The sequence below is a fragment of the Vreelandella sp. H-I2 genome (assembly GCF_052959335.1).
On the sequence record NZ_JBRAMC010000003.1, the window covers coordinates 252,324 to 276,731 of the forward strand.

General features: G+C 53.5%; 37 protein-coding genes and 1 tRNA gene. 18 read left to right on the plus strand and 20 right to left on the minus strand.

Annotation, left to right across the window (positions count from 1 at the left end; all coding sequences use genetic code 11):
• Positions 1-25: 25 nt before the first annotated feature.
• From ACUVOF_RS09005 to ACUVOF_RS09020, 4 genes are all read left to right on the plus strand, one after another.
• Positions 26-523, plus strand: coding sequence for a pilin (locus ACUVOF_RS09005; protein WP_447044031.1), 498 nt, complete (start codon positions 26-28; stop codon positions 521-523).
• Between the two features lie 108 nt (positions 524-631).
• Entirely contained in the window at positions 632-1,060 is a 429-nt protein-coding gene (locus ACUVOF_RS09010; RefSeq protein WP_447044032.1) for an anti-virulence regulator CigR family protein, read from the plus strand.
• A gap of 94 nt (positions 1,061-1,154) precedes the next feature.
• The gene (locus tag ACUVOF_RS09015) at positions 1,155-1,970 is read left to right on the plus strand and encodes an inositol monophosphatase family protein (RefSeq protein WP_447044033.1); all 816 of its coding nucleotides are present in this window, start codon (positions 1,155-1,157) and stop codon (positions 1,968-1,970) included.
• A 136-nt stretch (positions 1,971-2,106) separates the two neighbouring features.
• Positions 2,107-2,183: transfer RNA gene (locus ACUVOF_RS09020), tRNA-Pro, on the plus strand.
• Between the two features lie 109 nt (positions 2,184-2,292).
• On the opposite strand, the gene ACUVOF_RS09025 is transcribed toward ACUVOF_RS09020, so the two are convergent.
• The 3 genes from ACUVOF_RS09025 to ACUVOF_RS09035 are packed head-to-tail and all read right to left on the minus strand — an operon-like array spanning position 2,293 to position 4,155.
• Positions 2,293-3,432 carry a tyrosine-type recombinase/integrase gene (locus ACUVOF_RS09025; RefSeq protein WP_447044034.1) on the minus strand — a complete coding sequence of 380 codons (1,140 nt, stop codon included), beginning with the start codon at positions 3,430-3,432 and terminating at the stop codon, positions 2,293-2,295.
• A 1-nt stretch (position 3,433) separates the two neighbouring features.
• Positions 3,434-3,637, minus strand: a complete 204-nt coding sequence (locus ACUVOF_RS09030) for an excisionase (RefSeq protein ID WP_447044035.1) — start codon at positions 3,635-3,637, stop codon at positions 3,434-3,436.
• 2 nt (positions 3,638-3,639) lie between these two features.
• A complete protein-coding gene (locus ACUVOF_RS09035) occupies positions 3,640-4,155 on the minus strand; it encodes a hypothetical protein (RefSeq protein WP_447044036.1) in 516 nt (171 codons plus the stop codon).
• A 78-nt stretch (positions 4,156-4,233) separates the two neighbouring features.
• Between ACUVOF_RS09035 and ACUVOF_RS09040 the strand changes: the two genes are divergently transcribed.
• Entirely contained in the window at positions 4,234-4,449 is a 216-nt protein-coding gene (locus tag ACUVOF_RS09040) for a hypothetical protein (RefSeq protein ID WP_447044037.1), read from the plus strand.
• A 52-nt stretch (positions 4,450-4,501) separates the two neighbouring features.
• Here ACUVOF_RS09040 and ACUVOF_RS09045 read toward each other — a convergent pair whose 3' ends face one another.
• The 13 genes from ACUVOF_RS09045 to ACUVOF_RS09105 all read right to left on the minus strand — a co-directional run bounded on the left by ACUVOF_RS09045 (position 4,502) and on the right by ACUVOF_RS09105 (position 9,928).
• Positions 4,502-4,969 (minus strand): hypothetical protein, encoded by a 468-nt coding sequence (locus ACUVOF_RS09045; RefSeq protein WP_447044038.1) that lies wholly within the window; start codon positions 4,967-4,969, stop codon positions 4,502-4,504.
• A complete protein-coding gene (locus ACUVOF_RS09050; RefSeq protein ID WP_447044039.1) occupies positions 4,966-5,229 on the minus strand; it encodes a hypothetical protein in 264 nt (87 codons plus the stop codon). The genes ACUVOF_RS09045 and ACUVOF_RS09050 overlap by 4 nt, the downstream gene beginning before the upstream one ends.
• Positions 5,226-5,843 (minus strand): HNH endonuclease signature motif containing protein, encoded by a 618-nt coding sequence (locus tag ACUVOF_RS09055; RefSeq protein WP_447044040.1) that lies wholly within the window; start codon positions 5,841-5,843, stop codon positions 5,226-5,228. Before ACUVOF_RS09055 ends, ACUVOF_RS09050 begins: the two co-directional genes overlap by 4 nt.
• Positions 5,836-6,075 (minus strand): hypothetical protein, encoded by a 240-nt coding sequence (locus tag ACUVOF_RS09060; RefSeq protein ID WP_447044041.1) that lies wholly within the window; start codon positions 6,073-6,075, stop codon positions 5,836-5,838. The genes ACUVOF_RS09055 and ACUVOF_RS09060 overlap by 8 nt, the downstream gene beginning before the upstream one ends.
• Positions 6,068-6,346, minus strand: a complete 279-nt coding sequence (locus ACUVOF_RS09065; protein ID WP_447044042.1) for a hypothetical protein — start codon at positions 6,344-6,346, stop codon at positions 6,068-6,070. Before ACUVOF_RS09065 ends, ACUVOF_RS09060 begins: the two co-directional genes overlap by 8 nt.
• Positions 6,347-6,450: 104 nt before the next feature.
• A complete protein-coding gene (locus ACUVOF_RS09070) occupies positions 6,451-6,765 on the minus strand; it encodes a hypothetical protein (protein WP_447044043.1) in 315 nt (104 codons plus the stop codon).
• Between the two features lie 12 nt (positions 6,766-6,777).
• Positions 6,778-7,101 (minus strand): hypothetical protein, encoded by a 324-nt coding sequence (locus ACUVOF_RS09075; protein ID WP_447044044.1) that lies wholly within the window; start codon positions 7,099-7,101, stop codon positions 6,778-6,780.
• The gene (locus ACUVOF_RS09080) at positions 7,098-7,409 is read right to left on the minus strand and encodes a hypothetical protein (protein WP_447044045.1); all 312 of its coding nucleotides are present in this window, start codon (positions 7,407-7,409) and stop codon (positions 7,098-7,100) included. Before ACUVOF_RS09080 ends, ACUVOF_RS09075 begins: the two co-directional genes overlap by 4 nt.
• A complete protein-coding gene (locus ACUVOF_RS09085) occupies positions 7,406-7,819 on the minus strand; it encodes a helix-turn-helix transcriptional regulator (RefSeq protein WP_447044046.1) in 414 nt (137 codons plus the stop codon). Before ACUVOF_RS09085 ends, ACUVOF_RS09080 begins: the two co-directional genes overlap by 4 nt.
• 161 nt (positions 7,820-7,980) lie before the next feature.
• Positions 7,981-8,406, minus strand: a complete 426-nt coding sequence (locus ACUVOF_RS09090; RefSeq protein WP_447044047.1) for a hypothetical protein — start codon at positions 8,404-8,406, stop codon at positions 7,981-7,983.
• Entirely contained in the window at positions 8,403-8,876 is a 474-nt protein-coding gene (locus ACUVOF_RS09095) for a type II toxin-antitoxin system HicB family antitoxin (protein ID WP_447044048.1), read from the minus strand. The genes ACUVOF_RS09090 and ACUVOF_RS09095 overlap by 4 nt, the downstream gene beginning before the upstream one ends.
• Positions 8,873-9,112, minus strand: coding sequence for a type II toxin-antitoxin system HicA family toxin (locus ACUVOF_RS09100; protein ID WP_447044049.1), 240 nt, complete (start codon positions 9,110-9,112; stop codon positions 8,873-8,875). Before ACUVOF_RS09100 ends, ACUVOF_RS09095 begins: the two co-directional genes overlap by 4 nt.
• Positions 9,113-9,235: 123 nt before the next feature.
• Positions 9,236-9,928, minus strand: coding sequence for a LexA family protein (locus tag ACUVOF_RS09105; RefSeq protein WP_447044050.1), 693 nt, complete (start codon positions 9,926-9,928; stop codon positions 9,236-9,238).
• Positions 9,929-10,023: 95 nt separating this feature from the next.
• Between ACUVOF_RS09105 and ACUVOF_RS09110 the strand changes: the two genes are divergently transcribed.
• On the plus strand, positions 10,024-10,254 hold the full coding sequence (locus ACUVOF_RS09110; RefSeq protein WP_447044051.1) for a hypothetical protein: 231 nt from the start codon (positions 10,024-10,026) through the stop codon (positions 10,252-10,254).
• Positions 10,255-10,529: 275 nt separating this feature from the next.
• On the opposite strand, the gene ACUVOF_RS09115 is transcribed toward ACUVOF_RS09110, so the two are convergent.
• A complete protein-coding gene (locus ACUVOF_RS09115) occupies positions 10,530-10,943 on the minus strand; it encodes a hypothetical protein (protein ID WP_447044052.1) in 414 nt (137 codons plus the stop codon).
• A 180-nt stretch (positions 10,944-11,123) separates the two neighbouring features.
• Positions 11,124-11,402: a hypothetical protein gene (locus ACUVOF_RS09120; protein WP_447044053.1), complete on the minus strand. Its 279-nt coding sequence runs from the start codon at positions 11,400-11,402 to the stop codon at positions 11,124-11,126.
• 86 nt (positions 11,403-11,488) lie between these two features.
• On the opposite strand from ACUVOF_RS09120, the gene ACUVOF_RS09125 reads away from it, so the two are divergent.
• The 9 genes from ACUVOF_RS09125 to ACUVOF_RS09165 all read left to right on the plus strand — a co-directional run bounded on the left by ACUVOF_RS09125 (position 11,489) and on the right by ACUVOF_RS09165 (position 18,167).
• Entirely contained in the window at positions 11,489-12,547 is a 1,059-nt protein-coding gene (locus tag ACUVOF_RS09125; protein ID WP_447044054.1) for a helix-turn-helix domain-containing protein, read from the plus strand.
• A complete protein-coding gene (locus ACUVOF_RS09130) occupies positions 12,541-13,269 on the plus strand; it encodes a hypothetical protein (RefSeq protein ID WP_447044055.1) in 729 nt (242 codons plus the stop codon). The genes ACUVOF_RS09125 and ACUVOF_RS09130 overlap by 7 nt, the downstream gene beginning before the upstream one ends.
• 2 nt (positions 13,270-13,271) lie before the next feature.
• Complete coding sequence (locus tag ACUVOF_RS09135) at positions 13,272-13,430, plus strand: hypothetical protein (RefSeq protein WP_447044056.1); 159 nt, start codon at positions 13,272-13,274, stop codon at positions 13,428-13,430.
• On the plus strand, positions 13,418-13,546 hold the full coding sequence (locus ACUVOF_RS09140) for a hypothetical protein (RefSeq protein WP_447044057.1): 129 nt from the start codon (positions 13,418-13,420) through the stop codon (positions 13,544-13,546). Before ACUVOF_RS09135 ends, ACUVOF_RS09140 begins: the two co-directional genes overlap by 13 nt.
• Positions 13,539-13,850: a hypothetical protein gene (locus tag ACUVOF_RS09145; protein WP_447044058.1), complete on the plus strand. Its 312-nt coding sequence runs from the start codon at positions 13,539-13,541 to the stop codon at positions 13,848-13,850. Before ACUVOF_RS09140 ends, ACUVOF_RS09145 begins: the two co-directional genes overlap by 8 nt.
• A gap of 78 nt (positions 13,851-13,928) precedes the next feature.
• Complete coding sequence (locus ACUVOF_RS09150) at positions 13,929-14,588, plus strand: metallophosphoesterase (protein WP_447044059.1); 660 nt, start codon at positions 13,929-13,931, stop codon at positions 14,586-14,588.
• On the plus strand, positions 14,585-15,106 hold the full coding sequence (locus ACUVOF_RS09155; protein ID WP_447044060.1) for a VRR-NUC domain-containing protein: 522 nt from the start codon (positions 14,585-14,587) through the stop codon (positions 15,104-15,106). Before ACUVOF_RS09150 ends, ACUVOF_RS09155 begins: the two co-directional genes overlap by 4 nt.
• Positions 15,106-15,705: a hypothetical protein gene (locus ACUVOF_RS09160; RefSeq protein ID WP_447044061.1), complete on the plus strand. Its 600-nt coding sequence runs from the start codon at positions 15,106-15,108 to the stop codon at positions 15,703-15,705. Before ACUVOF_RS09155 ends, ACUVOF_RS09160 begins: the two co-directional genes overlap by 1 nt.
• A 218-nt stretch (positions 15,706-15,923) precedes the next feature.
• Positions 15,924-18,167: a putative bifunctional diguanylate cyclase/phosphodiesterase gene (locus ACUVOF_RS09165; RefSeq protein ID WP_447044062.1), complete on the plus strand. Its 2,244-nt coding sequence runs from the start codon at positions 15,924-15,926 to the stop codon at positions 18,165-18,167.
• 84 nt (positions 18,168-18,251) lie between these two features.
• Here ACUVOF_RS09165 and ACUVOF_RS09170 read toward each other — a convergent pair whose 3' ends face one another.
• A complete protein-coding gene (locus tag ACUVOF_RS09170; protein WP_447044063.1) occupies positions 18,252-19,358 on the minus strand; it encodes a GGDEF domain-containing protein in 1,107 nt (368 codons plus the stop codon).
• Between the two features lie 392 nt (positions 19,359-19,750).
• Entirely contained in the window at positions 19,751-22,303 is a 2,553-nt protein-coding gene (locus ACUVOF_RS09175) for a bifunctional diguanylate cyclase/phosphodiesterase (RefSeq protein WP_447044064.1), read from the minus strand.
• A 505-nt stretch (positions 22,304-22,808) separates the two neighbouring features.
• Here ACUVOF_RS09175 and ACUVOF_RS09180 point away from each other — a divergent pair.
• The 3 genes from ACUVOF_RS09180 to ACUVOF_RS09190 are packed head-to-tail and all read left to right on the plus strand — an operon-like array spanning position 22,809 to position 24,134.
• Positions 22,809-23,339, plus strand: a complete 531-nt coding sequence (locus ACUVOF_RS09180) for a glycoside hydrolase family 24 protein (protein ID WP_447044065.1) — start codon at positions 22,809-22,811, stop codon at positions 23,337-23,339.
• Positions 23,340-23,367: 28 nt separating this feature from the next.
• Positions 23,368-23,721: a phage holin family protein gene (locus ACUVOF_RS09185; RefSeq protein WP_447044066.1), complete on the plus strand. Its 354-nt coding sequence runs from the start codon at positions 23,368-23,370 to the stop codon at positions 23,719-23,721.
• Positions 23,718-24,134: a hypothetical protein gene (locus tag ACUVOF_RS09190; protein WP_447044067.1), complete on the plus strand. Its 417-nt coding sequence runs from the start codon at positions 23,718-23,720 to the stop codon at positions 24,132-24,134. The genes ACUVOF_RS09185 and ACUVOF_RS09190 overlap by 4 nt, the downstream gene beginning before the upstream one ends.
• The last annotated feature ends 274 nt before the right edge of the window (positions 24,135-24,408 follow it).

Below are 24,408 nucleotides of genomic sequence, written 5' to 3' on the forward strand. Positions count from 1 at the left end.
TTGCCTTTTCCCAGGAGATGCCTTCATGCAGGACTCTGCCCAACTTATCACTCGTAACACGAAGCAAGGTGGTTTTACGCTGATTGAGCTGATGATCGTCGTGGCGATTATTGGTGTATTGGCTTCTCTAGCTGTGCCCCAGTATCAGAATTATGTAGGTCGTGCTCAGGTAAGCGAGGCCTTGAGCCTAATGTCTCCTGCAAAAACGGCCATTTCTGAGTACTACATAACCCGTGGTGAATTTCCTACTACTAACGAACAGGCTGGGCTATCTGAGCCAGCACAAATGTCAGGAAAATATGTTGCAAGTGTTGATGTTTCTCCAGGAGAAGCTGGCGTAACAGTTATAACAATGAAATCTGATTCAGTAGTTACTGAGTTGAAGGGTAAAACACTAGTTTTTGAACCCTCTGGTGAAAACGATGGGGTCGTTAATTGGGAGTGTCGAACTGGGGGCGGTACCGCAAGTCAGATCCCTGCTAAATTTTTGCCATCCCAATGTCGCGGAGATAGTGACGACTAATTAAGTATTAATGTACAAAAAGGGTCTGCGGGCCCTTTTTTAATTTCCATACTTCCTGCTTATTCACCCAGTACACTGTAAACACAGAACTTAATCGAAGAGCTTACAGTGAACCCTATCAAACTGATTACCCTGAGTGCACTTGGCGCACTGCTACTTAATAATGCGGCCTTTGCTCAGCCTGGCCATGCCAAGGCCCATGGCGCCCGTGACAAAGGCCAGCAGCATGAGTCTAACCAAACTGGCCACTACCGCGATGGGCGGGTCGATTTACCACGCATCAACGAGCGTGAACTTCGCCAACTATTGCGCCAGCATGACGCACCGCGAGCTGAAGCATTGCCGCCGGGTATTCAGCGCAATTTAGAACGAGGGAAGCCTTTGCCGCCGGGCATCGCTAAGCGTTTTGACGGCCAGTTCGCATCTCAATTGCCCCGCTACCCAGGCTACGAGTGGGAGCGTGTCGGTGCCAATGTGGTGTTAATCGAAGCTGCTACGCGCATTGTGGTGGATGTGTTGGTAGACGTATTGCGCTAATGGCCGTGACTTGAAGTCGACATGACTCGAAAATTACCTCTCAGCGGCTTATGGTAGAAACTCTTGGCATCATCGCGTTCTAAAGGGAGATTCAATGAGCGACCACACATTAGCCGCACGTCTTGAACGGACTATTTCCATCGCCGAAGAAGCGGGGCAGATGATTATTCAGGCGCGTGAGCAAAAAGACTTTTCACAGCGTTTGAAAAAGGATAATGAACTCGTCACCGATGTGGATGTGGCTGTTGATGAGCTTATACAGAAACGGTTGGAAGAGCACTTCCCAGGTGAGGCGCGGCTAAGCGAGGAACTGGCTCCTGAAAGTGCCTTGCAAGTGGAAGCTCCAAGGCTATGGGTAGTAGACCCTATTGATGGAACGGTTAATTTCGCCCAAGGTTTACGCCATGTCGCGGTCTCCATTGGCTGGATGGAAGCAGGCGTGGCAAAAGTGGGGGTTGTCCATGCGCCATTTTTAGGCGAAACCTTCAGCGCTGCTGAAGGCGCTGGCGCTTTTTGCAATGGTCAGCCTATCCAGCCCAGTAACGCGGATTCGTTGGCGCACACCCTGGTAGGCACCGGTTTTCCCTATCGAAAAGAAGGGCGGAAGCATCTTTTAAAACGTTTAGAGGCTGTGCTTATTGAGTGTCAGGATATTCGTCGTAACGGCGCTGCGGCGCTTGACCTGTGCGATGTTGCCTGTGGCCGTTTGGATGCGTACTACGAAAGCGTCTCTCCCTGGGATTTTGTCGCGGGTTGGGTCATTGCCCGAGAAGCCGGTGCGCGCGTAGGGCACTTGTATGAAGCCCCCCAATCGGTGCCGGAAGATCTCTACCCAGAGCATTTGTTAGTCGCAGCCCCTGGCGTCTATGACGCCATGGCTTATCTGTTGCTCGACGCTGATCAACACTAGCAACAAGCATTTTCCCTTTAAAAGGAAGGACGACAAATACTTGATAAGAAAGCGCTATAGGGGCTTTTCATTTAAGCAAGAAACCGCTAGTATACGCACCGTCTTGAGGCAAAGATGTAGCGGCCAAGAAAGACAGCGGAGCGTGGCGCAGCTTGGTAGCGCGTTGCAATGGGGTTGCAAAGGTCGCAGGTTCGAATCCTGTCGCTCCGACCAAAAAAGATTATTAAAAACCGTCGCTTATGGGTCAAACCTAGCGGCGGTTTTTATTTGTGTCGAAAAACTTTCGACATATTTTCGTAAAACTACAAGCCTTTTTAAGGGCTTATGACGTGACTTTTTCCATCCCTGAGAGCAGTGCTTCCATCGTAAACGGGTTGCCCTTGGCCGCTTGCCAGCGCGTGTCGTGACCGTCTAAATATACCTGTGTCATGCTCTCGTCTGCGTGCCCCATGAGCGCTTGAATATCTTCCACGGTAGCGCCTTTAAGTTCTAACAGCCTTGACCCCAGTGAGCGTATTTCGTGAAACGTTGGACGCTCCTCTTCGGGCATTGCTTTGATGCCCGGTATTTGATCACGCAGCTTTGCAAACTCCCGCGATAAATAGTCAGGGCTTACCTGAGACCAGTGCTTTTTCGTTTTACGGCTGGGCATCCGCATTGGTTTACGGTGAATAATAAAAGGTGATACTGGCTCAATATGGCGAGAGCGCTTTATTAAATCCTCTAAAGCGGGTGTTAATTCAATCGCTACATAAGCGGACTTACTGCGTTCTTTTGTTTTCTCACGGATATAGTGCAGTCGTCCGTTCTTAATATCTTCGTATTTAGCAGCCACCGCCTCAGCCCTGCCAAACAAACACAGCAATGATAGCTCCATAGCGACCTGCATCCAGTCCTCAGCGAGAGCATGGATCCCTTGAAACTGCTCAACGCTTAAACGTGCACGCTGCTTTTTGTAGTAGTTGTTCTTTCGCGTGGGTGCTACTGGGTCGTGATCAATCCATCCTTTGGTCTGGGCGAACTGGAATATCTGCGATAACACAGAGCGATACTGCACATAAGCGGAGTCGTGGTGATTCTCGCTTAGGTACTCAGCACACCACCGGGTCGTGACGTGCTCAAGCATGGTGTTGCCAGCGTCTTTAATGATGCGGTTGCCCCGGCCTTCCTTGGCATCTTTCGTCCACTTGGACAGCGGGCTAGGTTTTACCCACTCTTTAAGCCATGCATGAATCGCCAAGCTCAGTGTTATGCCGGTTTCACCCATTACTCCAGCTACTAAGTCACCGCCAGACATCAGACGTGCATTCAGTACACGCGCCGCATCTTGCGCTTTAGCGCGATCTTTTCCCATCCCATGGCGAGTACCTGTATCTGGTCGTCGATAGATGAAATATCCTTTGCTCTCATAAAGGTTAGGCTCCAGGCCTTTATTCTTCCTTTTCCGTGGCCGTGGCGGCATATCACGCCTCCAGTACGCTATCTGCTAACTCGTTGCCGGTTTGGCGGCGCTCTGCATCAAGGTCGATAAACCAGGTGCCGCCGATTTTTTTAGCCGGCACGTGTCCTTCCCGACACCAGCGGCGTATGGTAGTAGGCGAGGGCGGATTACCCTCAAAGCGCGCACGACTCCACTGTTCGAGCTCCATTAATTTTCCGGTTTTCATTCTCAGTCTCCCGTAAAACGTTGGCCGCCGGGGCCCCAACCATTACCGTCTCGCCATTGGTGTTCCTGGCGCGCGGTACTGTCTTCTATTACCTGCTGGCGCTGCTGATTGATGAGAGCCTGCACCTCGGGGTTTTGGGCGATGCGTCGCAGATTCAGCAGCTCATCTTGCTGGCGCTGGATGATGCCGGTGGCCACCGTTGCCACTTCCCAACAGTCGGTTGGTGTTTCGCCGTCATCCCGTACTTTCCCCAGGCCAAAACAACCACCACAGGGTTTATCGCGATTGCCTTTGATGTGATCGTGCCCTGCACCCAGGCAGATAGGGCAGTCGTCGGGAGCAAGCGCTCGCCATTGGCTTTCCCATTCCTGCAGGTTGGTAATGCTATCGATGCCCTTATCAAGGTCGCGATAGAGCACCAGCCACTTACCTTCCAGGTCAGCGCCTGCCCCCTGGTGTTGTGCAATCTTCTGAAATTTCCCGCCACGTTCGCGGTGGGTATGGGTAATACTCGACATCATTTCACCCTTTGCTTATTGAACCTATCTCTCAGCTTGGCGCTCAATAACAGTGGGTACGGCAAAAGGAGATCTGCCATGAAGCATGTCGATAAGTGCGATAAATGCGGTAAGGAATACAATCCCGATACAATAGAGGCCTCTGATGAAGTGCCAAAATGTGGCACTTGCGGGGCTGAGATATACGAGCAAGGCTCTCCATCAGCGCAAGCGGTTGATGATGAAAAAGGGCAGCACCTCCTTGAAAAAGGGCTGCGGAAGATGACCAAAGGAATTACTGGCCATAAACGGTAATTCTTAGCCAGACCTTTTCCATCTGGGTTGCAAGTCATTGATGTTTTCTTGTTCATCTAGCCCCCGGCGCTGGCAGCAATGGGGGCATTTCACCCCTTGAATAAGCGCTTTCCACTTGGGGCAGCATCCAGTGGCCAACCGTGTTTCCGTTGGGCAATACGATATGCGCGAGAAATTCCTCCTCGAACTCGGTAATGCCAGACTCGACCGCTTCCAGCTTGGCTTTAATGACCAAGGCGAGTGCGCGCCACCGCTGGCGGCATGCTTGTTCCCACGCCTTAGCGGCTTGTGCCGGCGCCCGCTCGCGGCCTGTTTCGGTTTGCGTGAAATCGCTTCTGTTGCGGTCAGGCATAGAGAGATCGAACCGGATCCGGCGACCGTGCATTTGAAACGCCATCACTGCGGTACCATTATCCCATCCGTACATAAATCCACTGGCGCCGTATCGTGATACGGTTTGCTCAATCTCGGCACGGCTGCGCTCACTGGAAACGTTGGTATTCTCTGCATAACGGCTCACTTTCCACCCCCTAAGGCTGGAAGGCCTTCTTCATCAATCAACTGGCCAGCGGGCATGAACTCACTACCTGGCGCACGCTTGAGCAGCTTAAGCCTTTCGTTTTCAGCGCGCGCGCTATCCACTAATTGTGCGGATACATCGCTAACAGCTTTGGCTCGCTGGATTTCTTCTTTCAACGCATCGCCCGTGACGCTCTCATCACCTAAGCGCTCTAGCTGGGCAAACAGGTGATTGCGTAGATCATCGATTTTGTTTTTCATGCCTGCTGGCTCCTGCGGTTGATTTTGCGGTTTAGAGCGCCGCGTAGCTGGACGATTTGCGGCAACGGCTCGGGTAGGTTGAGGTAACTGTTGCGGCGCATTAGATCAGCGCGGCTAATTAGCTCTAGGTTGGCTGACGCGAAGTTGCGCTTATCACCATCGCGGAATATCACAGCGTGGCCTTTTGGTACCGGTCGCCCGTTGTGCTTTTCCCACTCAATGTGGGTGACTGCGACCCAGTCACTAGGCGGGTATCCGGTGTCGGTCATCTTGCGTTCCAGATAGCCATCCTTCGTGACGCGTTCGCTGCCGATTGGTAACCACGTTGCTGGCTTTTGGCCTTTCTTGAAGCGCGTGCGCTCGCTGCCAGAGGGGCTGAAGTGAGTGCCTTTGTTCCAAGGGGTCAGCCCTGATTTAAAGCAACCAGGTTTAGTCGCCATGTAGGCGTCTGACTTGTGCAAACCCCGATTGGTGGCTTGGTTTTTGATACTGAGCGTACTGCGTCGGAAGATCCGCCCAAGCGTTGCGTTGTCGGTGTCCGGATAGACTTTTTCCAGCGCTGTTATATCTTCCGGTGACCAGGGCTTGCCATTGTTAGCGAGGTAGTCAGTCATGGCTGGCCTCCATGTACTCCTCGAGCGCTGCTTTGGCATCTGCCCATTGCTGGTGTGGATGTACGCCTCGAGCTACATCAATCTTTTCAAGTTTCGCTATAAGCGCATTGCTTCGGCGTAGCTGCTCAATGATGTGAAGCATGCACGGCCAGCCGAGAGTGACACCGCCGTTATGGTGACGTTGGCGGCATAGCTCTAATAATATTCCTGGATCGATGGTTTCGTTAGGCATGGTCATCACCTCCTAGTTGCTTAAACGGGCGTGATAAGGCGTTCATGTTGGCTAGGATGATTGCTTTTCTACGCTCTGCGGCTTCGTGAGCTTTCGCGTTCAGCTCGGCGAGATGCGCTTGCATATCCACTTGATCGACGAGCGCCTGCCCGCGTTTGCCCTCGCTATAACGGCGGGAAATGGTTGAGACGTGTACGCCGTGGCGTTTTGCTAACTCGCTGAGCGTTACCCGCTCGCCGGTGGCGGGATCTTTCGTATATATCGCGCTCATGACGGCACCTCGCTGTCCTCATTTTTTTCGCCGGCGTTGCTCTCTGCTGGCGCTGGCGTTTTGAATATCCGGTCAAACTTTTCGTTAAAATCCATAGGGAGCCTTTACGAACCGACGAGCCTGGCGCGCTGGGCGTCTTCGTCGGGGTAGTTGGGGTTGTGATAGCAAAACTCCGAGCGGATCCGGTGGGGGAAGTGGTACCCATCGCAGTAGCATGTCTGGTACCGCCAGCCGCGCCGATCCGCCCACTTGTCGATGCGTAGCGTGTCGAACTCCCCACAGCTTTTGCAGCGAATGCGGCGTAAATACTCAGCGGGGTGCTTGGCCTTAACCTGGCGGGCACCGCACGAACGGCACCGGCAATGGCGGCGGCGATTGCCGACGATGATTCGCTGGCCAAGCCGGTTGAGCATGTACATACGCCAGTCCCCTCAAAACTGAACCAGTTGGTGAAACGGCACCGTGTCGGGCATGGCTAGCTGAGCCGGTGAGGTGGCGTCGATATCCAGCGCGGGAGCAGCGGGGCGCATGCCTGGGCAATGCTCCTTGGCAATGCCTTTGTAATCCGGCTGGCCAGTACGCTTTTCCAGCGGTACACCGCGGGCCTCCTCGGCGGCCCATATCGCTGCATCCGTGCAGTAGCTCACCAGCCAGTCGGATTGATCTTCCTCTTCGCGTTGGGAGAGCTGGCCCAGAACGGTGACCGCTAGGATCATGAAGGCCGCCCAAACAGCTTTGGTGGCTTGGCTGCTCATGAAACACCGCCCTGGCTGCCATTCAGCAAGCTTCTGAGGTGATCGCAGATTTCGATAAGTGCCGGGTCTTTGCCGTAAAAGAAGTCAAAACGGCGATGACTTACGTGCTGTGCGCTATGAGCGGCCAACCAGGTATGGCAAAAGATTCCATGCTGGGTGGTTTCGAGCAGGACGGCGTAATGGCCTTGCAAATTGATAGCCACCGCCAGCATTTGGCAGTCAGCAATTAACGCCAGGAACTCCCTGGGTAGGCCGTTGCTTTCGAACATCTTGCTGGTGCGTGCATCGATAAACGTAGAGATCTTCATGAGTACACGCTCCCCACATTACGGCGTGACACCGTTCGGCTGGCGTTGACCTGCTGGCGCGTTCGAGCCGGTGGGCGGTTACGCATGGCTTCTGTATCGGGGTTAATGCTGCTGATGATCAACGAGGCTAAAAGCACGGCCAACATTGCGAAGCCGTGTATCTTGGCAATCCACTTGCGGCTTATAGCTTCAGCTACCGCGCCAGCGGCTTTGTAAACGCCTAGCTTGTGGTATGCCTTCTTGAGGCTGCCGCGCACGGTTTCCGGAGAGCGACCGGTTGCGCGTGCTATTTCTTTGTAGGTGTTGCCCGCTGCCAACAACATCATATCGATCGCTTCGGTGCGGGTTAGACCCAGGCTGCCGCGCTCTGGGTTGATTCGAGCTTGCCAGTTGCCTTGTGTAATTTGCATTTTGCTGTCTGCCCTTGCGTGTTCCGTTAGGTACATTTAAGTACCATAAAGGTACATAGTCAAGGGATTTTATGTTCTTTTAAGGTACATGGGCTTGATGCACTTATCTCAGGCATAAAAAAACCGCCCAATTGGGCGGTTCCGCTATTTTTTAAAGATAATTAGTCAGCTTCTGGCAAACGGCCTTCTTCGCTGATGGGCAGGTTTAGTGGCATGGTTAGCCCTTGGAAGCCGATATTCGCAATAATGGCGTCCAGCGCTGGACGTAACGCGCCATAAAGCAAGGTGGTTGCATATAGCCGTTCTAAAGGCTCTTTAATTTCATGAGGCTCAACGCCTTCAGAGAACGTAAATATGCCGCGCGCTTTGGTTTTTACCAATTCCTTACGCTCATCTTGAATGCGTGCGGCCAGATCCATCTGAAAGGTTACCGCAAATTCTTTGCTCTCTTTGTCATCGTCATGCACGCCTACTTCAAAACGCATTTCCACGACCTGATTTTCTTCGGGCCCTATATCAACATCAAGGCTATTTGCTTCGATATGCTCAAAACGATACCGATCCAAGCTAAAGTTTACGATGCTCATGAAACCACTCTCAGCTTAGGCTTGGGTTTGTTGCTGTAAGTCAGCGCCACTTGGCCATGGTAAATGTCGTCATCCGGCGCTTCGTGAATATGGTTGTGAGTATGGTGGTGGACAACCTGGAAACCGTCTGGGCAGTCACGCAGCCACATTTCCAAGATCTTCTTGATCGTCTCGTTGATGGTTATGTTTTCGCGGGCGGCTGCCAGGGCCAGCTTGCGGTGAACGTCAGACCCAATGCGGACATTGAGAGAGCCTTTATACGGCTTGTCAGGTTCGATGCCTTCCTCTTCACACATCTCAAGGTATTCATCTACTGACTCTTCAAAGGCGGCTTTAAGCTCGGCGATGGTTTCGCCTTCGTAGGTAACTAGGTCGTTAATGTGAAGAATCTTGCCATGTAGGACACCATCGGCGATCGATGTTTCAACAGCCCCTTGGTATCCTTTATATTCAAGCACTTGAGAATTCATATCTTCCCATGCTCCTTTAAACGATCGATTACATCATCAATCATATATTCTTTCAGTATGTTCCCGGGGTGTGGCTCGTGCAGAAGTATTTTCTGCTTTTCATCGTCAATGAATCGGCGTCGTGAGCCTTTGCCATTTTTCAGTTTATAGCCGTATTGTTTGAGCAAAGACGTTAGTTCATCCCAGGTGTAATCTTTTGGCCGCGCCAGCAAGCGCTCCAGCCGTTTATCAGCCATAAGGACTCCAGTGATAACGGCCTTGCCGGGAGTGCAACTGTAAAGTAGTTGCAGTTATCTGTATAGGCTTATTGAGTAAATATCTCAAGCGAAAGCCTCCTATGAAACGCAAAAAAATCTAAATCAGAGCTTTGTTTTTGCCTCAACAGCCACGCCTATGATGCGGCAATTCCCATTTATTGGAATTAGCGGATAGGCGGGGTTCAGCGGTTTCAGGTACTTCTGCCCACCGTCCGTGACCAGCTTTTTGAACGTGGCTTCATTGCTTTCATCAAGCTGAGCAACCACCAGCTTACCAAGTGTCGGTTCGATACCCGTGTCGACCAATACAAGCGTACCTTCAGGAATGCTTGGCCTTACGCCTGCTGGCGCTGTCATTGAATCGCCGGTCACCTCCAGCCAGAACGCAGGCCCTTTAGCCGCGTAGTCGGTAGATTCGTGCCGGTCTTCCATGCCAACCGGGTAGGGTAATACGCATTCGCTGAACTTCCCGGCCTGCACTTCTGAGATCACTGGGTAACGGCTGTAGCGAATGGGCTGCGCTGTTGGTGATGTGTTGGCGTAGGTTTCGCCATTATTCTCACTCGATCCGTTGTTATGATCGTAATCAAGCCATCCTGCGGGTTTCCCAAAGCAAGACTCTATGTGGCGCGCCAACCTGCTACCAATATTCTTTGTCGGGTTGGTGCCCATTACTCGAGACATTTGTGTTGGCTCGCGATCTACCTTTACGGCAAACGGAGTCGTGCCGCCAGCTTGCTTGGCTAAGTGGCGTGCATTCTCTAAGCGGATTTGAGCAATTTCTTTCATATCCATATTGAACGTTATTTGTACTCTATAGGTACAGTGCCTTTACGGTACATTCTTGGTGGGCTATTATGTACCAAATTGGTACTTAAGAGGGCGCGACAATGGGCCAAAGCTCGCATCGTGAGTTCTGGAAATCTTTATCTATATATCAGCGAGAAAGAATTGCTGATTCTGCTGGCACGACAGCTGAATACCTTCGTCAAGTGCTTGTTTATGAGCGCCAGCCCAGTGCAGATATGGCTAAGCGTTTGGAAGAGGCGACTGCTGGTGCTTTGACCCGGCGAAGTCTACGCCCGGATTTATTTGCTGATATGCAGGTGGCGTCTCAGTGAATACAGCCTATGCAACAAAGCATGTCAGTACAGCGCCAGCAATGTGCTTGTTTGGATATACAGTGTTTTGGAGGTGGGTATGAGCGGTCTACAGGAAGAAATAATGAGCCAGGATGCATCGGTTGTCCGTTTAGGCGAGGCGATAACTGAGCTCGGGAAGTATGAGTTCGCTATTCAGAGACTTGAAGACCAACTGAGATGGCGGCGCGAAAACATTCAGGCGCTAGAGGAAGAGATAAAGCAGCTTCGACAGCGCCTGGGACTGTTATGTGCTTTTACGCATGAGGATCAAGCAGCTGAGCAAGTCTCAAGGAATTCAAATCCTCTCTACACGCCATGTAGGCGTGATCGGGAAGCGTGAGAGTCTGGAGGTCATCATGAAAAACGATACACAGCTCCTCGCTACTCAGCTTGCTTATGTCCGATGGCAACCAATGGTGACGGTTGATGAGTTCATGCTGAATGGCAGCTTCTCTGCTGAGTTGATGCCATTCTGTGCTTTTTTTATCAATCAGGGTGTAGAAGAAGCACTCCAGCAAGAATTCCTTGAATGCGGCACGGCCAGCTTCCTGACGCTTAAAAGCATTAGTAATTCCACCCAAGTAGCTTGCGCCGGTTTCATATTTTCCTGCCACACGTTCATTAATGTCTGCCCAAATAGTCACATAATTTTTTTCTGGTTTAGCCACGCCGGTTTCCTTCTATTAGTGGTTGGTGTCGCAACTAACACTTTAGCGGTTGGCGGCGTGGCTTTCTATTTGCGGAGGCTGCTAAGAGAAAGTGACCGTCTGAACTCCGATATCAAGGAGGCAAGTGGCGTATGGCCGACTAGAGGCTGGCGCTGGGTGAAAGCCGCCAGCCTGATGAGGTCAACGGGGATGATTGACCAGGCCAACCACTTCATCAATCGCCTGATCCAGGCCTCGATTGTCTCCAGACTCTATCGCTTCACGAATTTGGTGCAAGGCTTCCAGGCGCGTGTCTTCGTAAGTAGGGGTGGGCGTCATGCCCGAAATTCTCCGCAAGTGATCCTCTACGCCATTCCCCGTGCTTTCCAGCGCTTGTTCAAGGGCCTCCATTCTCCCGAGGATTTCTGCCTGCATCACCAGCACGGTTTTCAGCATTTTCTGTGTGTCGTTTTCAGCCACATCGCTTTCCTTCTGTTAATGAATAGTCTCGCAACGACCACTATAGAGGTTTGCGGCGTGGCTTACAGAGTGCGGGGAATTACTCCATGACCGAAGTACGCGCCTTCCGCGGTGTCTGGATCCCCGCCGAGATATGGCTGAATCGCGAGCTCTCACTGCAAGAGAAAGTGATGCTGATCGAGATCGACAGCCTGCAGCATCCGCAAAAGGGCTGTTTCAAGTCCAACAAGAAATTGGCCGAGTTCTTTGGCCTCTCGCCCAACCGAGTCTCCGAAGTAATCAGCTCGCTGAAAAAGAAGGGCTGGATTCGAGTGGATCAGGTGCGCGAAGGCAAGCAGATTGTCGAGCGTCGGATCTTCATGAAACACCCACTCGAAAAGCCGAACAGGGGTACTCGAAAAACCGAAGGGGGGTATTCGGAAAATCGTGAGAGCCCTATTCGAGATCCCGAAGGGGGGTATTCGGAAAACGGGGAGAACCCTATTCGAGATCCCGAAGAGGGGTATTCGGGAAACGGGGAGAACCCTATTCGAGATCCCGAAGAGGGGTATTCGGAAAATCGTGAAGAGAGGGGTTCAGGGTTAGGGGTTCATTCTGAGGGGTTCAGTAAGAGGGATGCGCCTGGGGCTAGCCCAGCCGCTGCCGGGGGTGATTACCTGGCCGCTGACGAACCGGAAGCAAAACCCCAAGCTGAACCCGCTGGCGCTCAGGAATCCGCCGATGATTTGCTGGCGCGTATCCCCAGCGATATGCCCGGCACTCGTGACCCCACCGCCAAGACCTTCAAACCCTGGGCCAACTACGCCTGTGCGTACCGTGCCCGTTACGGCACCTGGCCGGTATGGAACCAGAAGGTGGGCGCGAACCTAAGCCAGCTGGTCGACCGCGTGGGGGCAGAGCGTGCCCCTGGGGTGGCCGCCCACTACGTGAAGCTGAACAACCAGTATTACACCGCTCGCATGCACCCCGTGGGGTTGCTGCTGCAGGACTGCGAAGCGATCGCCACGCAACTCGTGACAGGCCAGCAGGTGACCCAAGCCAGGGCGCGCCAGCTGGACAGCACGCAATCCAACCTGAGTAACGCCGAGGAGGCCAAGCGCATCATGGCCGCCCGCCGCCAACAGCAGGAGTCTTCGTCATGCTAACCGCCCAAGAGTCTGACCAGGTGCTCGAACTGGTGTACGCCACAGCCGAGGTGTTGGGCCAAGTGATCCGCCCAGCCGCTGCGGTGCTGATTACCGATGATCTTGGCGGCTACCCGTTTGCCGAGATCCGCCGCGCTTTGGCTCGTTGCCGTGCCGAGCTTCACAGCAAGCTGACCCTGGCTGCGATCGTCGAGCGGTTGCCCAGCGCGAATAAGCACCTGTTGCCCAATGAGGCGTGGGCGCTGGCGCTGCGTAGTACCGATGAGAGTGAAACCGTAGTGTGGACACCGGAAATCGCCCGCGCGTTTGGTGTGGCCAAGCCGGTACTGAACGGCGGTGACCAAGTAGGGGCGCGCATGGCGTTTCTGGCTGCCTACGAACGTGAAGCCGAAACCGCCAAAGCGGAAGGGCGCCAGCCAGTGTGGGAGGTGTCACTGGGGCATGATCCACAGCGCCGTGAGCTGGTGCTTCAGGAGGCGGTTGATGTCGGCAAACTGCCCGCCCCCAAAGTGGCGCACTTGCTGCCACCCGCTGAGAAACCGCTGACCGAGGAAGGGCGGCGCCAGCGTAAGCGCATGGTTGGCCAACTGCGTGAGCTCATCAATAAACCTGGCGATGCCAAGGCACGCCAGCGCCGTGAAGAAGTAGAGCGCGAAGAGGCCCGCCGCCGTGAGCTGTTGGAACAAGCGGGCGCGCCGCTGGCTGCGATGGGAGGGCGTTAACCATGTTGAGCCGTGTTTATGACCGACCTAAGTGCCCGGCCTGCCAATACCGCAAAAGCGCAGCCGACTTCCGTGACCCGGGTACCGGTGAACAGCTACCGGCGTGCAGGCAATGCATGCGCACATCCCAACGCGGTGGAGGTAAGCAATGGATGGCGTGAGTTGGTTTCTGTTGGGGGTGCTGGCAGGTGTGTTTATCACGGTGGCCTGTGCGGCTGGGTCCTTCTGCAGCAGTGTCGAAAAGCTTAATGATCAAGGGGATCATGACGATGGGTGAAGCATTGAAAGGTGGACAGCAGGCGCGCCGTGCCGCGTTATTGTGCCAAAACGTGCGATTCGGTTTGTACCTCGATTGCCGCCGCCGTCAGGCAAAGGCGCTCGAATACCGGCAGCTGCCCGATGGCACCCACAGCCCGGAGGATTGCGCTGATTTCATCCGTCACTCCTGTGGCATCCAAAGCCGCGCCGAGCTGGATCATAACGACAGGGCGAGGGTCATGCTGGAACGGATCGTGGCCGACTACCAACGCTGGGAGCGCCAGCAACGAATGCTTGACCAGATCGCCGGGGGGATGGCGTGAAGCGTTCAGAGGCGGAAGGGTTTGGGAGGTGATTTATCATCGTTTTATGGATTGGGAACTCGATCAGGAGCTAGGGCTATGAGCTTGATTCAAAAGCACGGCCAGAACATGGATGGAAGAGATTTTATCGTTGGTGACATTCATGGGCAGTACGACCTGCTACTTGAGTCCATGGCGCGCGTTGACTTCGATAAGTCAAAGGATCGGTTGTTTTGTGTAGGTGACTTGATCGACCGGGGGATGGATTCTTTCGAGTGCCTATCGCTAGCCTTTGAGCCTTGGTTTTTTGGCGTGCGTGGCAATCACGAAATGTTGGCCATTGATGCGCTTGAGCATGGGGGAAGCGCCGAAGACCTTTGGATGATCAACGGTGGCACCTGGGCGATCACTGAGAACATGATCGAAGTCCGGCAAATTCTTCGTGAGGCGCTGAAATATCTACCTTACGCCCGCCAGATAGATGTTTTGGGGCAGCAGGTTGGCATCGTTCATGCCGAGCCGCCTGCGGACTGGTCGCAGGTTGAGGTGGCGGATGATGTAGGCAAAGTGGAAATGGTATGGGGCCGGACTCGTATAAAGAGTAGGGACACGACGCCAGTGGTTGGCATTGATGCCGTAGTGGTCGGGCACACCATTGTTGAGGAACCTACCTGGCTGGGCAATGTGTTCTATATCGACACCGGTGCCTTTAATACGGGCCAGTTGACGTTGATCAATGCCCGGGAGGTTTTGGTATGAGCTGGCGCCAGCAAACCACTGCCAAAAAGCTACGCCGACCTCGAGCGCTGACCAAAAGCGGCGCGCCCCGGGCAAAGCCCGTTGATTGGGAAGGGCAGGAGCAAGCCGTTCTGATCCGTTGGTTGTATGGCGAGAAGATGCGCGGTCATCCGGTAGGTGAATTGTTTGATGCCACCTTCCATGTGCCCAACGGTGGCCACCGCAATAAGAAAACCGCGAGCGACCTCAAACGCCAGGGCGTAAAGGCAGGCGTTAGCGATCTCCCCATTCGTCAGGCCCGCGGCGGTTGGTTTGGCTTGTACCTCGAGTTCAAGGCCACCCCACCCAAGGATGCGCCGTTAGCCGATAGTCAATTCAAGTGGCTGGAAAGCAGCGAGTTTGAGGGCTATTGCGCCGTGCTGGCGCTAGGGCTTGAGGAAGCCAAATCGGTACTCAGGGAATACGCCAGTTGGCCCCGCACGCAAATAGCTGGGGAACGGCTGGCGCTGGAAAGCGGTACTGAGTGGAGGAAGGGGTGATGACACAGCAGAAGGGGAGCCAGATGCAGTTTGATGATTGGAAGCGGGTAACAAACCCCTGGCGTGTCGTGGAGGCGGCGAAGAGTGATGAACGAGCGCGTGACGCTGCAGTGGCCCGAATAATCGACACCATGCTGGAGCTGCAGCTTGATTACCGTCACGACAACCCTGGTTACCAGCCATTCAGTGTGACGGCTCTAGCAGGTGAGGTACCTGGAGGTGGTGGGCGCAGTGACCAGGCCATGCTGGCCGCGCTGCGGTACCACCCTCAGAGCCAGTGGCATAAAGCCTGCGGCTTGCTACTCGATCAACTGCCCAAACGCCAGGCCGCGGCCATGCTGATGCAGGCCGCCCGCATCCGCCCTGATAAAATGGGCAATAGCATTTGGATGTTGACTGCCAGGCAGATGGTTGAGCGGCAAGAGATTCTGCTCAGGGCTCTTGGGCTGAATGAAGGCGTACGGCATTTTGAAAGTGTTAATGCTCTGCAGCACGCGGCGCGGCGTGCGCGTTTGCTTATATGGAATTTACTGGCGCAAGGGGAGGTAAAAGCGGCACGGGATATTTGTTTGAATAGTGAGCCAGGGCAGCATGTTTGAAGGTTGGTATTAATAAAGTAGCAACCAATATCCAGTGAACCTGATCGCTCCGCCAGCACTTTTACTTCTCACATTGATGACAGATCTGAACCAGGGGTAAGGTTTGCTCAACCATTTATGACGTTTAAAATGTAACAATAAACCAATAAACTAGTAATTAATAACTAATAAACTATAGTTAATAATTAATAAGTAGAATCTAACAATTTGGAGCGCCAATGCTTCTTAACCGTGGTGGTCCACTTTATCTCCTTGTGCTAGCGGCTGGCCTGTTCCTTGCTGGGTTCCTCCCCAAGATTGCGCTGGGTAATCTGCATCCCGACTGGAACGACGACCTGATTTTTACAGGTTCTTCCACCTATGCACCCTTCCAGTGGCTCGACGCCAACGAACAGGCTAGAGGATTTGTCATCGATTTGCAGAACAGCATGGCGCAGCGGGGCAAGATAGAGGCGGAGCATCGGCTTATGGAATGGGAGCTGGCATTGCATGCTGTTGAGAGCGGCGAGGCCGATGTGGTTGCTCTCTTCGCTTCTGAACCCCGCCGCCAGCAATATGATTTCACAAATCCGTTTTACCACCAGTTCCATAGCATATTCTCACATACCGAGGGTGAACGCTTCAGCAACCTGGACGCACTGAGAGGACAGACCGTCGCCGTCACGACAGCTAGTTATGCTCAGGAGCAGCTGGCAAAAGAGTATCCCGAGATCCACCTGCATCCCGTGAAAAGCGAGCGGGACTGCATCATAGCGGTACATTCCAGGGAAGCCGATGCCTGTATAGAAGCTACGCTCATTGCCAAGCGCCATGCCGCCGATTTCGATGTGCGAAATACCAGTTCACCTTTCTGGCCCCGCTCCTATGTCTTTGCCGTACGTAAGGGCAATAGCGATCTGCTGGAGTGGCTGAATTTTCAACTCGCGGCCATGCAGGCCGACGGTACCTATTTCTCCATTTATCAGACGTGGCTTCCAGAGCTGGAGTGGCGTAAACCGACCATAACCGATCATTTAAATACCTTGGCCTGGGTCATCTTGCCGATACTGCTGTTGGCCCTGGTCGGACTAACCGGCGTTTGGGCCCTGAAGCGCCAAGTTGCTTGGAGGACTCGTCAGCTAACCGAGGAGTTACAGTCCCGTCTTCGCCTGGAGAAGCAGCTACGTGACCAAGCGGAGTATGATGCGGCGACTGGCCTACCCAGCCGACAGGCCTTTATCAACGTCCTGGAACGCAGACTAATTGAATCGCCCGGCTGGTCTCCCACCCTGATCTTCCTGCGGCTGCTGAGCCTGGATTCGGTCACTAGCACCTTCGGGCGAACCGGCCATGAGAAACTGATCAAGGATTTTGGGCACCATCTGGAGCACTTCGACTTCCCTTTGATATCCCATTTAGGCATAGGCACCTTTGCTTTGATCACTCCGCAGGGGCTATCCCCGGAAGAAGTTTTGGCTCGGCTGACTGCTTCCTTCTATATCGAAGGTCTCAATGTCGATCCGGGTATAGTAATGGGCATCAGCATCGGACGTGCCGACGGTGACAAGGACAAGGACTTTGCCCACCTCCACGCCGAAGAGCTGCTGCGACGCGCTGTCACGGCCTATGCCTCGGCACACGCCAAGGGTAACACTTGGTGTATTTACACGCCTCAGTTACAGCCCGACCCTCGAGATCTGATCCTGCTGCATGATTTTCGTCAGCATGGTACCCGCGACATGCGTTTGGTTTATCAACCCAAGCTGGATCTGGCCAGTGGCTGCATTCGCGAGACAGAGGCGCTGATCCGGTGGGAGCACCCACGATTGGGCTTCATATCACCGGGTCACTTTATCCCACTCCTGGAAAAAGCTGGCATGATCACCCGTCTTACCCGCTGGGTTATCGATGAAGCCATTAAGGAACTAGCTCGCTGCCGCACTCAGGATCCCGGCTTTGGCATCAGCGTCAATATTGCCGCCCAGGACCTATCCGATAATGCCGGCCTGGTGGATTTTCTTCTCGACAAAAGGACAACTATCAGTTTACAGGGCCTGCGGCTGGAGATTACCGAGACCGGAGTCATCCAGGACCATGAGCACACCCACAGGGTCATTGCCACGCTGAGGGAAGCTGGCGTCTACTGCGCCGTCGACGATTTTGGCACCGGGTATGCTTCCCTTTCCTATCTGAGCCGGTTCGCTATCGAAGAGGTAAAGCTAGACCGCAGTTTTATTTGCAATATGCGCGAAAACAGGCGTGACTATGCCATTGTCGCTTCTACCATCGAACTAGCCCACACCTTGGGGCTTAAGGTGACCGCAGAAGGCATCGAGGATCACGCCACTCTAGAAGCCCTGACCGAGCTGGGTTGCGATACTGCTCAAGGGTATGTGATCTCGCATCCCATCGCAGCGGAGGAAGTGTATCGAATGATCGGGAAGCCTTACCTGGAACGGGTCGAGAATGGGCTCATCGGATAGTCTCGTCACGCGGCCAAGAAGGCGTGACGTTGGGCTTTTATCGGCCAGGAGCGGCTCTTGATAGAAGCCAACTTTTTCTCCAGTTCATCCGTCATCCATCCCTTTGCGACACATCACTACCCGGTTCCTGCCATCGCGCTTGCCATCGTACAGCGCCTGATCCGCTCGTATGATCAGTGCCTTTAAGTCGACTTCTTCACGGTGTGCTATAGCGATACCGATGGTCACGCTTAGGGACAACTCGCCCATTTCTTCCTTTAACGGCAACTCGGCGACCTTCGTTCTTAAGCGCTCTGCCACGATTAGAGCGTCGTCAAGGCCAGTGTCAGGCAGAGCAACCACGAACTCCTCACCACCGAAACGGCCTATCACATCATTAGGACGAAGAGAGAGTGCACAAACCTCCGAGATTTCGGTCAGAACCCAGTCTCCATGACTGTGGCCCCAGGTATCGTTAATGCTCTTGAAATGATCTACATCGATCATTAATAGGCAGAACGGCATATCTTCCAATCGCGAACTCTGCAACAGTGCCTTGGCACGCTTCATGAAATGGCTCCGACTATTTAATCCAGTCAGAGCATCCCGTTCAGCGACCATACGCAATTGTTCTTCCAGCGATTTTCGATGAGCTATCTCCTTGAGTAGTTGGCGGTTTCGATCACGCTCTTCGTGTAGAAGAGAGAATTGCTGGCGCTGCAAGCTCTCTAAGCGCAGCAAGGCACAGAAACCTACTACATTGGTCATGACCAACAACAACGCTAGGCGAAGCGTCTCCACCGGTGCAATCTCTGCAAACAGTACCGCAGATACCAGAAAGCCGGTGCTTAAATAGAAGCTGGCGAACGTTACCACTGTTAGCAAATTTGGAATTAGGAGATAGAAAGCCATGGTAGCTACTACCACCGCCGTTACTTGCGTAGAGAGGCTTTCGGGGCGTAAAGGAACAATCAAAATAATGCCCGTCGCAAATATCCAGAGCGGCATAGCATGCAACCAGGCCTTGTGAGAATAGCTGCCCCAGCGGGCGATAATGCACGCTAAGAGAAGACAGAGACTAACCACCACGATGCGCATGGTGATTAATAGATAATACTCTCTAGTTAAGCCTAGGAGGTAGAAGTCCGTAATGGCAAACATGCCAAAGATCAAGGCTGCCAGAACCAATGAAAGCAAGGATTCAAATCGCACCCTCGCCTCGATGGACCTTCGATACATTGTTTCACTGCTATGTTCACATAGCTGACCCGTCAGCCAATGTATGTGGTATTGCTTTTTTAGTGATGACAAAGCCTCATGCTCCCTGTGTGAAACGGCGATTTTTACGGATTCGGTCAATGAAGCTCCTCGACACAACCTTGACTGGAGAAGGGCTTTTGGGTAAATCGCCAAATTTCACGTTTCTCTTAAATTAAAGTCATTATACCTTCAGCACTTTGGAGCTCCCGATCGCTGAGAACAATGCTAGGATCCCTTGGAGAAACTGATCAGGTGGTGGGGTCAATAGCGACTATGCATAAGCATTCCTGTTTCGGCCTAGAGTTGTCATTTTAAGTAATCGCAAATTTATCCGAGCATAGTAGTCAGCGTAACTCTGCTTCCTGGACGACTTGCCTGAACAGCGTGGGTGATACGGGACGGCCAAGATAGAATCCCTGGGCTTGATCGCAAGCAAGCTCGTCCAGTTTACCGAGTTGATCCGCAGTCTCGATGCCTTCGGCAGTAACGGTCAAAGCGAGCGCGTGGCCCATGCTGATGATAGCGTCCACTATGGCCTCGCTACTCCGTGAATGATCCAGGCCCATGATAAAGCTGCGATCAATCTTGATTCCATCGAACGGATAGCTGCGTAAATAGCTGAGCGACGAATAGCCTGTGCCGAAATCGTCCATCGACAAGCGTACTCCTAGCGCTTTGAGCTCGTTCATCGTTATCAGCGCTGAGGCAGCGTCGTCGAGCATGACGCTTTCGGTGATTTCTAGCTCCAAGCGCTGTGGCGCGATGCCGGTACGCTCAAGTACGGCGGCAATGCGATCCACCAAATCGTTGCGCTGAAACTCCACGGGTGACAGGTTCACCGATACCATCAAATTGTCGTTCCAGCTTAGGGCGTTAAGGCAGGCCTCACGCAGCACCCAGTCGCTGAGTTCGAAGATCAGACCTGTTTCCTCGGCCAGTGGGATGAAGTAAGCGGGGCTAAGCAGGTTACGGGTCGGATGCTGCCAACGCACTAGCGCTTCGGCACCGACAATCGTCTGTAACGACACATCAAAACGTGGCTGAAAATCGAGGCGGAACTCTTGCCGGCGCAGAGCTTGGCGCATGTCCATCTCCAACTGGCGGCGCTCCATGATGCGCTCATTCATCGCTGGCTCGTAGAATCGAAACAGGTTGCGTCCGCTGGCTTTGGCCTCGTAAAGCGCTATGTCCGCGTAGCGCAAAAGGTCCTCAGCAGTTAATCCGTGATAAGGGGCAGCGACGATGCCGATGCTCGTCCCGACGTTGACGTCATTCCCGTCAATTCGAATCGGTTGGTTGATTTGCTCAATCAGGCGTTGGCACAGGCGTTCTGCATGCTCATAGGAGCGGCAGTTGGTTGCTACTACAATAAACTCATCCCCGCCCAGCCTTGCAACTAAATCCGTCTCGCGGGTGCAGCGGCTGATGGCATTAGCAACCTCCCGGAGCACCAGGTCACCAGCGGCGTGACCGAAGGTGTCGTTGATAGGTTTGAAGCGGTCGAGGTCCAGCGCTAGTAAAAACAGCGGATGATCGCCGCTCAGCCCTTGGTTCAGCCGGTCAATGAGGTATTGGTTGAGGCGGTGGCGGTTCGCCAGCCCGGTCAAGGTATCATGGTAGCTGATGTGCTCAATGTGCGCCTTGTCTACAATTTCCTGGGTAATATCACTGACTGTCCCCTGATAACCCTGCAGTTCTTCACCCACCCGCACTTCCCTGGCAAACAGCTGGCAGTAGTGAAGGTTATTGTTGTTGTCACGCATGTCACAAAGAATTGGCTGGCGTCCAGTAGCATTGCCTTGCTCGGCCACGAACACGAGCGTGGTTTTATCGTAATTCAAGAGTTCCGGCAATGGTCGTCCGATCCAGTCGTGGCTAGGTAACCCCGTTAGTTGAATAAAGCGCTCGGATAGGTAGGTCAGGATCTGATCTGGATCTGTCTCCCAGATCCAGTCAGATGATGCTTCCGATATATTCTTGAAGCGCTGCTCGCTGATCCGTAAGTCATGCTGTGCCGCCTCGATCATCTCGCTCGCAAGGATGATGCGATTGCGAAGGCTATTAACAAGCATAGCTACCAGCCCGCCGAGCAAGAGCAGCATCGGCAGTAACTTGCTCAACATTAAACGACCCAGTGCCTCGCTTTCCCATTGCAAAGTCAGCGCCTCACCGACATCTTCTTGCAACCTGAGCTGAGGCCTTTGGGTATCGGGTAAGGTTCCGAGGTTCGCGTTAAGGCTGCGGAGATCAAAAGTTTCTTCTATCGCCATCAGCTTGGCATCGGTCAGCACGTCGACGTAAATCAAATACGACAGCTGGTCGAATTGATCATAGGAACTGTCTGGCCGAATGACCGCGGCGGACACGACGGCGGGGGTATCTCTTACTGAAAAATACCCATACGCGATCTCATCTTCAATGGATTCGCTTCGCGCCTTGGCAAGCAGGGCGGGTAGGTCGCCAGCTATCCACTCGGTTGCGGTAATGTCGCTAAGCTCGCCATCGATGATGCCGTAGCGGGTCGCCGCCGCTGGCCCGACGATAAACACGCCGTCAAGGCCGTAGGTTGAAAAGAGAGAGGAGCCGATGTTGTCGCGATCGAAGGCCCATGCCGTATTGACGGAGCCGTTAGTGTAGTTATAGGCATCAATCCAGAAAGCGTAGTCAGCTAACGCTGTACCGATTTTATCCTGCCTGCTCTCCAACGCCCTGGCTGCGTCGGCTTCGCTGTGTGCTATTTGACGTTTGTCGATTGAAAGGCTTAGATAAACAAGCGACAGTCCCGCCGTAAGAAATAAGGCGCAGATGACATAGATGAAATTGCGCGATGCTAGGCGTGCCATGGCAGTGTAAGGCGCCGCGTCATTAGAAAGGGTTGGGGCAATGTTGCGTATCATCTGTGGTTCGCTAGGCTAGAAAGAAGAGGGGCTAAATTTCAGTTTGCTGCGCTTGCATCGAGCATGTTCAATTACGAGACAGGCCTGACCAACGGTTTTCAATGAGCGGACACCTTGGGCTCCCGTTTTTGGCGGGAGGTTCTTCCGGTCATCAACGGAAGTTATGGGGTAAAGCTGGCTTACTCTCTTAAATCGGCAGGTTTGTTAATTCCTTTAGCTTCCTGCTGCAACTTTAATTTTCTTCAGCGCCCAAATCGTCGCATATTCAGGCTTGGCCATACTGGATGAGTATTGCGTCTTTAAAAAAGTAATAATTATAGTTGCCAAAGTGTCGGGTTTAATGCAGTCTTATTTATAGGCTGCGCTAGCTGCGCTCCATAGCCGCCACATCTTAAAGCCCTGCCGGTCATCCGGCGGGGCTTTTGCGTTTCTGTCGTTCCCTTGCGTTGCCACCTGGCGCGCCTTGCCTAGCTCGTGCGGGGCTTTTCTATTCTGAGGTCTCGATATGTCCGCGCATTCGCCTAATCGCTGGTATGAGGAGGCAGAGCTACTGCGCTTCGAGCCTCCCGCTCCTGTTGATACACACCCCGGCAGCGTTGTCGCATTTCTCGATATGCTGGCCCACGCCGAAGGTACGCCACGATTCGGGCGTGAAGACGGCTATGACGTGATGGTAGGTGGCCGCACCTTTGACAGTTACGACGATCACCCACGGCAGCTGGTTTGGTTGCCTGCTTATGCAATCCACTCAAGCGCAGCGGGTCGCTACCAGTTCTTGACGCGCACTTGGGATGATTTAGCCAAGCGTTTCGGCTTAGCCGACTTTACGCCTGCTAGCCAGGATCTCGGTGCTATCCACCTGGTCCGCCAATGTAAAGCGCTTGCATTGATCCATGACGGCCGTATCCGAGACGCCATCCACGCTTGCCGCAAGATATGGGCGAGCCTTCCAGGTGCAGGGTATGGCCAGCGGGAACTGGCGACTGATGAGCTGCTGAGTTTTTATAAAGCGGCTGGCGGCATTTCCATCGACTAACTGACGAGGCCCGCCTGAGAGGTGCGCCATGAATCCAAGACGAAAAGAGAAACGCCCTATGAATGGCAGAGACCCCAACTTCTGGCAAGGGCTGCTGGATTTCTTGCCTATCACTTTAGTGGCCATCCTAACGTTCATGATGGGCTTTATTCGAGGCGTTCACGAGGGCAGCAGCTTGAAAAAGTCGTTGCTTGGCGCGGCGATGTGCACGCTCTTGGCAACGCCACTTTTCCCTGTCTTCTTATGGATAGCTGAGTCTCAAGGATGGCCACCCATCATCGCCTTTCCGCCGTGCGTGTTCCTGGCGTTTCTGGGTACCGATTGGATTCGCAGTAAGGCTGACGATATCTATGAGGTATTCATCGGGCGGTGGCGCAAATGATCGGCCAGCTTAAGCGCAATCTGATCGTCGTGGTGATAGGCGTAATCAGCTTAGCTGCTGTTTATTTCTACTGGCAGCACGTTACCGGCGAGCGTGACGCATACCAAGCAGAGGCTAAGCACCAGCGAGAACGTGCTGAGATATTGATCGAGCACCAACAGTTGCAGCGCCAGCGCATCGAGACACTTAGCAATGCAATGGCCGAGCGTGAGCGCACGTTAAGCACCATTGATGACGATATAGGCGCCAGCACCGGGGCCCTCGAACCATTGGGAGAACAAGATGCGAAAGCAGGTGACTGGCTTGATAGCGATCTGCCTGATGGGGTTGTTGACTGGGTGCGCGAGCTTCAGCGATCAGGCGCTGCCAATGCAGTGCAGCAGCCTGGAGGTGCCGGAGTATCTAACGAATGAGCTGCCAGCGCCCACGCGGATCCTTCAGAGCAATAAAGGGCTACTTTTATTGCTTGCTGAATATGAGGCGCTACGCCGCCGGTTTAATGCTGACCGGGCGGCAGTAGTGGAGATTTTCGAGAGTGATTTAGGTGGTAAGTGATGGTGTTGGCGCGCCAGCTATGCGGTTAATTCTCTGCATATCTGTACAAAAAAGGCACGGGTCCTCCTGAGCGGGCGCCTCTGCTGTACGGGGGCGCAGAGCCTCGATTTCGCGCTATTTATGAGAATTTTC